The sequence below is a fragment of the Chryseobacterium sp. YR221 genome, assembly GCF_900176315.1.
GTDB lineage: Bacteria > Bacteroidota > Bacteroidia > Flavobacteriales > Weeksellaceae > Chryseobacterium > Chryseobacterium rhizosphaerae.
In genome coordinates this window covers 394,584-400,815 of record NZ_FWXM01000006.1, presented here as the reverse complement: position 1 = coordinate 400,815, position 6,232 = coordinate 394,584, and the positions used below count along the sequence as shown (strand labels likewise).

Sequence of the window (6,232 nt, the reverse complement as noted above, 5' to 3'; positions counted from 1 at the left end):
CCTTCTCTAAACCCTCAATCCATCTACTCCTGCGCTCCCATATTGGGACTGCAAAGATACAAATCTTTTTCACTTTCGCAACTTTTATTTTTAAAAAGTTTTGAACGTGTTTTTTAGAATTATTATCTTTTTGAGTATGTCGTTTCTGCTTAGCTAAAAGCTCTTCTGCGCTTACTGAGTCTCTTTCGTTTTTCAGTGGGGCAAAGGTAAGCCAACTTACCTATACCAAACAAGTTTATTTAACTTTAAATTTACAATTATGTAATATTTAAATCTAACATACTGGAGCGCAGGGTTAAAAATTTTAAACAAGATATAAAATTTCGCCTTCCAGTATTTAGAAACAGGAATTAAATAGGATATTGTTTATTTTAATGGTGTATCATCTTTATAAATAAGGCTTAGGAACTCAGCATAAGATTTCTCCAAACCATGCACATCACCAGATTTAAGATTCAAACCACCATTTCCGGAAGTATCTGATTTAACTTTCAAAGATGAAATCTGAAAATACATATTATCCTTATTATCTTTTGGCTGAACTTTTATCGTGGAACCCAAAAGTTTTTTCGTTGAAACGGTATAGATTTCCCCGGGAACAATTTTTACTTTGATAAATGTCCGGGGTTGTAAGGTATAGTTTTTCTGATTAACACTAATCTTCTGAGCTTTCTCTGAGGAAGCAAATACATACAGCATACCGTCCTTCCCTACCCATTTTTCTTTGGGTGTATAATAAAGCGCAATTTTATAGTTGGCTGGATTAAAGGGCTGAGCAGTTCCATCAACATTTTCAAAAGGTTTTAGTGCAAATGCATTAGCACCTATCTCTTTTGCCTTTTTATACACCAATGAAAAAATTCCAGCGTCATCTTTTGAAAACCCCTGAACTTCTACTTCTCCTAAATAAATCGTCTCTGATAGGGTATCATCTTTCCGGTATAGAAATTTATCCTGGTTATCATTTGTCTTTTCTACCTTAATCAGGTAAACATTTTGTGCATTCCAAAACTGGAAGCACAATATAGAAAAGATGATTGCTAGATTTTTCATATACTCTATAAATTATTGTTGTGAAAGTATGCTTACACATTCTTCCAGGCTATTTTCCCAATGTTTAGCTTCTATATGGTAAGTTTCTTCTATCTTATCCAATGACATGGTACTTCTTACCGGTCTTTTTGCCGGAGTTGGGTATTGATCTGTTGTCAGGGGATTTAGTTTTACTGACGATTTTGAAAACTCAGCAATTTTTTTGGCAAATTCAAACCATGTTGTTTCCGGATAGTTTGAGAAGTGGAAAATACCAAAAGTTTTCACCGGAGATTCAATAATATTCATTATTGCTTCAGCAAGGTCATTGGCATTGGTAGGTTGCCCAAACTGATCGGCAACTATACCCAACTCATCTTTTTGAGAAAATAAATTCAGCATGGTCTTCACAAAGTTTTTATTAAACTCTGAATACAGCCAGGATGTTCTCAGAACAATAGTTTGGGGATTAATTTCCAAAGCAAGCTCTTCTCCTTTTCTTTTTGACTGACCATATACCCCAATAGGGCTTGTAAAATCATCTTCTGAATAGGCCAGATTTGTATCTCCATCAAAAACATAGTCTGTAGAGACATGAATTAATATACTTTTATAGTCTGTACAAGCCTGAGCAAGATGAGCTACCCCTTCAGCATTTACAGCAAATGCTTTTTCTTTCTCTTTTTCTGCCAGGTCTACCGCTGTATAAGCTGAAGCGTTGATGCAATAGTCAGGCTTGTTATCGTAAAAAAAGTCATTAACCTGCTCTTCGTTTGTAATATCTAAGGTTTTTGAATCTGTAAATAAGAATTCATATGTATTTTCAAAATCGGGAGCAATTTTTCTAATACAATTTCCTAATTGTCCATTGCTTCCTACTACTAGTATTTTCTTCATTTATATTATTATTTTAAATTAACAAAAAGATTAATCCTCAATTTTAAGAATTCCTTGCGTTTTGAGATCTCAGGAATTTAACTCTTGGCTGAAAGTCTTTCTGCTCTAAATCTACATAAAACTTATGGAATGTCTCTTTGATATCTTCAGGATGAATTTCTGATTTTCTGGTTTTAATATTGAAATAAATAACCGTTACCCAAAGCACAGCATGAACGGTTTTTTCGTCCAAGCTTTTCATCAGAATTTCTACTTTAGCTGTTCTATCCTGTATTTCTATTGTTTTACTGCTTATTACAACCTGGGTATTGTATCTTACTTCTTTTAAATAGGCAATTTCATTTTGAATTGCGATCCAAGTACAGCCAGTCTGTTTAGTATATTCCTCATAGGTAAATCCATAAAATGTTTCTACATGATCCTCTCTTGCATTGAACATATAGTCCAAATATTTTACATTATTCAAATGTCCGATTGGGTCACAATCACTAAATCTAACTTTAACCGTGGTTGATACTTCTTTTTCCATTCCGCAAAAATAAAAAAACCACCTCTAAAAGAGGCGGTTAGTTTTATAAATCTTTGTTAATTCGCAGAAATTATTGAATTCCCAATTCTTTCTTTACAGCTGCAGTAGCATCTGCTCCTGCTTTGTAAACAAATGCTGCTGAATTTGCATCCATGATATAATCATATCCGCTAGCTTTAGCTACTTTTTCTACTGCATCATTTAGTTTTTTCTCAATAGGAGCGAAAGCTACATCTTGTTTTGCTTGTAGATCTTTTTGAGCTTTATCCTGCATTTGAGCTATTTCTTCCTGAATTTTTTGTAATTCAGCTTCTCTAGCTTTGTTTTCGTCTGCAGTCTTTTTAGGAGCTTCTTCAGTATACTGCTTTAGTTTTACTTGCCCTGCATCAGCTTTTTTCTTGATCTCAGCTTGTTTAGTATCCAAGAATGTTTTGATATCAGCATCTGCTTTTTTCTTTTCAGGCATTGCATTAAGAACTCCCATCACATCTAAAGTAGCAATTTTTTGAGCTTTTGCCATACCTACTGATACAACCATCATTACTGCTGCAAATAATACACTTAATTTTTTCATAACTGGTATAATAAATAATTTAATTTGTTTTTAGACTTCAAATTTAAGCAAAAGTTAATTTGATAATTAATTTTTATTTTTTGCTATTCGTTTTTTCTTTCTTATCAGTTCCTTTCAACAAAATGTCTAAGACCTTGTCTGTAAAATCATATTTTTTCTGGAGAAAAATAACACTAATGTTATTGCTTTTATCAAGAACTATGCCCAAACCATTTTTCTCAGACATTGTTTTAATAGCATTCCATATCTGATCCTGGAACGGTAAAACAAGATTTGTTCTCAGCTTTGTAATTTCACCATTGGCGCCAAAACGAAGACTGGTAGTTGTTTTAACATTCTTATCAAGATCTACTACTTCTTTTTCTCTTAGCTTTAACTGATCTCCTATCAATAATACTTTTTCACTTTCAAATGCAGATTTCTTTCTTTCATACTCTGATTGCAGATTTTGAAGTTCTGACTGCCATGTATCGATCTGTGAGTTTAATCTTGCTTCGGCTTCTTTATACTGAGGTAATTTATTTAAAATATAATCAGTATCCACCACTCCTATTTTTTGAGCATTATTAAGCCCAAACAATAAAAGCAATACGAATGTGAAAGTTACTTTAAAGTTTTTCATATTTATAATTATAATGTTTGGTTCATCAAGAAGTGAGTCTTCCAGCCTGATGGGTCTGTTCCGGAAATTGTCTTATCAAATCCATAAGCGAAATCAAATCCAATCAATCCAAATGCTCCCATATAAACCCTTACCCCTACTCCTACTGATCTCTTCAGCTGGAAAGGATTATAATTTCCCCAAGAATTCCAAACATTACCTCCTTCAGCAAACGTCAATGCATAAATCTTAGCTGTCTGATTCATTGAAATCGGATATCTCAATTCTAAAGTAAATCTGTTATAGATTGTTCCACCTCCTTTTGGAGTGATGTCTCCCTGGGAAGCATCTCCCCCATAGGTAGAAGCATTTTCATAACCTCTTAAAGGGATTAATTCTCGACCATCATATCTACCTCCGAAAAGACCGGTTCCTCCCATATAAAATCTCTCAAATGGCGGAGCCCCTAAATTACTGTTGTAACCGTCCATGAATCCCATTTCAGCAGAAGATCTTAAAACTAGCTTCCCGGCAATTTCATTATATACATCTGCCTTGAACTTAATTTTATAGAATTCCATCCACTTATATTTATCGATGGCTGCCATTGTAGAATAATCTTTATTACCAAACAATGAATATGGAGGGGTCAGCTTTGCAGAAAGTTCAATATTAGAACCCGTTGTAGGGAAAATAGGGTCAATACCCGCTGAATTTCTGCTCAAACCTACATTGATACTAAAGTTATTAGCATCTCCATAATATTCTGTAGTATCTCCAAACTGGAAAGGATAATTACTGAAGTTATACTTTTGGAACTGAATACCTGTATACAATGAGAAGTAATCATCAGGCCAGTTCAAATATCTGTTTAATCCAACAGATGCCGAGAAGATATTTAACTTTTGTGAGTTTCCTACCGTATCGCTGTATCTTACTCTTGAGTTATTTAAACTTACAGAAAGTGCAGTTGGTTTTGTTCCGAATAACCATGGTTCAGTAAATGAAATACCATAGTTTTGGAAATACTGTCCTGCCTGCATTTGGATAGATAATGTCTGTCCGTCCCCCTGAGGTACTGGTTTAAAGTCTTTAAATTTAAGGAAATTCTTTAGGGAGAAGTTATTAAACGTCAATCCTAAAGTACCAATAAAGCTGTTACCACCATATCCCGCTTGCAGCTGAACCTGAGAAGATCCTTTTTCTACAAGCTTCCAGTTAACATCTACAGTATTATCCTGCTGGTTAGGCTGAATGTCCTGTCCGATCTGTTGTGGATCAAAGAAAGACATCCCGGCAAGATCAAAATACGTTCTTTTGATTTCTGTCTTTTTGAAAAGGTCACCAGGTCTTGTTCTTAAAGCTCTCAATACAACGTGGTCATGGGTTGTGGTATTCCCTTGCCATGTTACCTTATTCCATGTAGCCTGTTCTCCTTCGGTAATTCTGATTTCCAGATTAACGGCATTTCCTGTTACGGATTTTTCTATTGGGGTTACATTAGAGAAAAGGTATCCATTATTCATGTATACAGATTTAATATCTGAATCATCTTCTTTACCACCATCTTCTCCAACTTTTTTGTTGAATCCTACTGCATCGTAAATATCTCCCTTCTTATATCCTAACAATCTCTGTAAGTAATCTGTAGGATACACAGTATTTCCAGTGAATGTAACATCCCCGATATAATACTTTTTACCTTCATTCAACTTTACATTGATTTCGTAATTATTTCTCTTATTTCTCCATACAGAATCTGAAACGATTTTCGCATCTCTGTATCCTAAGGAGTTATAATAATTGATCAGGCCACGCTTGTCTTCCTGGTATTTATCTTCAATGAATTTTGAAGACTTCAAAATTCCTCCGATACCAAAACGCTTTTGCTTAGTTTCTTTGAAGGCCTTATTTCTAAGTTTACTGTCTGTAACACTTTCGTTACCTTCAAATTCAATATGATCAATTTTTATTCTTTTACCCTTATCTACATTGATCGTCCAGTCTACTAATGCAGGGTCTCCTGCATTGACTTTATCTTCAATGTTGATTCTAGCATCTGCAAAACCTTTTTTAATATAGTCTTTTGGGATGTTTGTTTTAAGACTTGAGATTAAATTCTGGGTAATTTTAGTTCCCGGTTTCAGATTATTATCCTTAGCGAGTTTTTCGCTTTTAGATTTACCGATTCCTTTCCCTTTGAATTTAACTTCTCCAAGCTCTTTAAGGTCTTCCAGATAGAATCTAAGAATTACAGTTTGCCCTTCAATACTTTGAACGTAAACTTCCACTTCGGAAAAAGATTGCGTATCCCATAGCTTTTTAACAGCATTGCTGATTTTTTGCCCCGGAATGTCAACACTTTCTCCTTTGGATAATCCTGTAAATCGTAAGATTTGAGCTGGTGTATATTTTTTTACCCCATCTACAACAATGTCTTTAAGTGTATAAGTACCTACTTCACTTTCTGCATGCACAGCATTGTTTACTTTTGTGCTATCCTGTGGAGTTACTTGTCCATAAAAATGCGCAGAAGCAGCAAACATAATGATGGGTAATAGTCTAAACTTCATTTTATCGAGTCTTTCTTTTCTTAAAA

Annotated in this window: 6 protein-coding genes; all 6 read right to left on the bottom strand. The window is 34.4% G+C overall.

What is annotated here, in order from left to right; genetic code table 11:
* Window positions 1–366: 366 nt before the first annotated feature.
* A complete protein-coding gene (locus B8967_RS18865) occupies window positions 367–1,053 on the bottom strand; it encodes a hypothetical protein (RefSeq protein WP_084087140.1) in 687 nt (228 codons plus the stop codon).
* A 12-nt stretch (window positions 1,054–1,065) separates the two neighbouring features.
* Entirely contained in the window at window positions 1,066–1,929 is an 864-nt protein-coding gene (gene rfbD / locus B8967_RS18860; RefSeq protein WP_047492537.1) for a dTDP-4-dehydrorhamnose reductase, read from the bottom strand.
* 43 nt (window positions 1,930–1,972) lie between these two features.
* Entirely contained in the window at window positions 1,973–2,458 is a 486-nt protein-coding gene (locus B8967_RS18855; RefSeq protein ID WP_084087138.1) for an acyl-CoA thioesterase, read from the bottom strand.
* A gap of 70 nt (window positions 2,459–2,528) precedes the next feature.
* Complete coding sequence (locus B8967_RS18850; protein WP_047492530.1) at window positions 2,529–3,032, bottom strand: OmpH/Skp family outer membrane protein; 504 nt, start codon at window positions 3,030–3,032, stop codon at window positions 2,529–2,531.
* A gap of 73 nt (window positions 3,033–3,105) precedes the next feature.
* Window positions 3,106–3,654 carry an OmpH/Skp family outer membrane protein gene (locus tag B8967_RS18845; protein WP_047492528.1) on the bottom strand — a complete coding sequence of 183 codons (549 nt, stop codon included), beginning with the start codon at window positions 3,652–3,654 and terminating at the stop codon, window positions 3,106–3,108.
* Between the two features lie 8 nt (window positions 3,655–3,662).
* Complete coding sequence (gene bamA, locus B8967_RS18840; RefSeq protein WP_047492525.1) at window positions 3,663–6,206, bottom strand: outer membrane protein assembly factor BamA; 2,544 nt, start codon at window positions 6,204–6,206, stop codon at window positions 3,663–3,665.
* Window positions 6,207–6,232 lie beyond the last annotated feature (26 nt).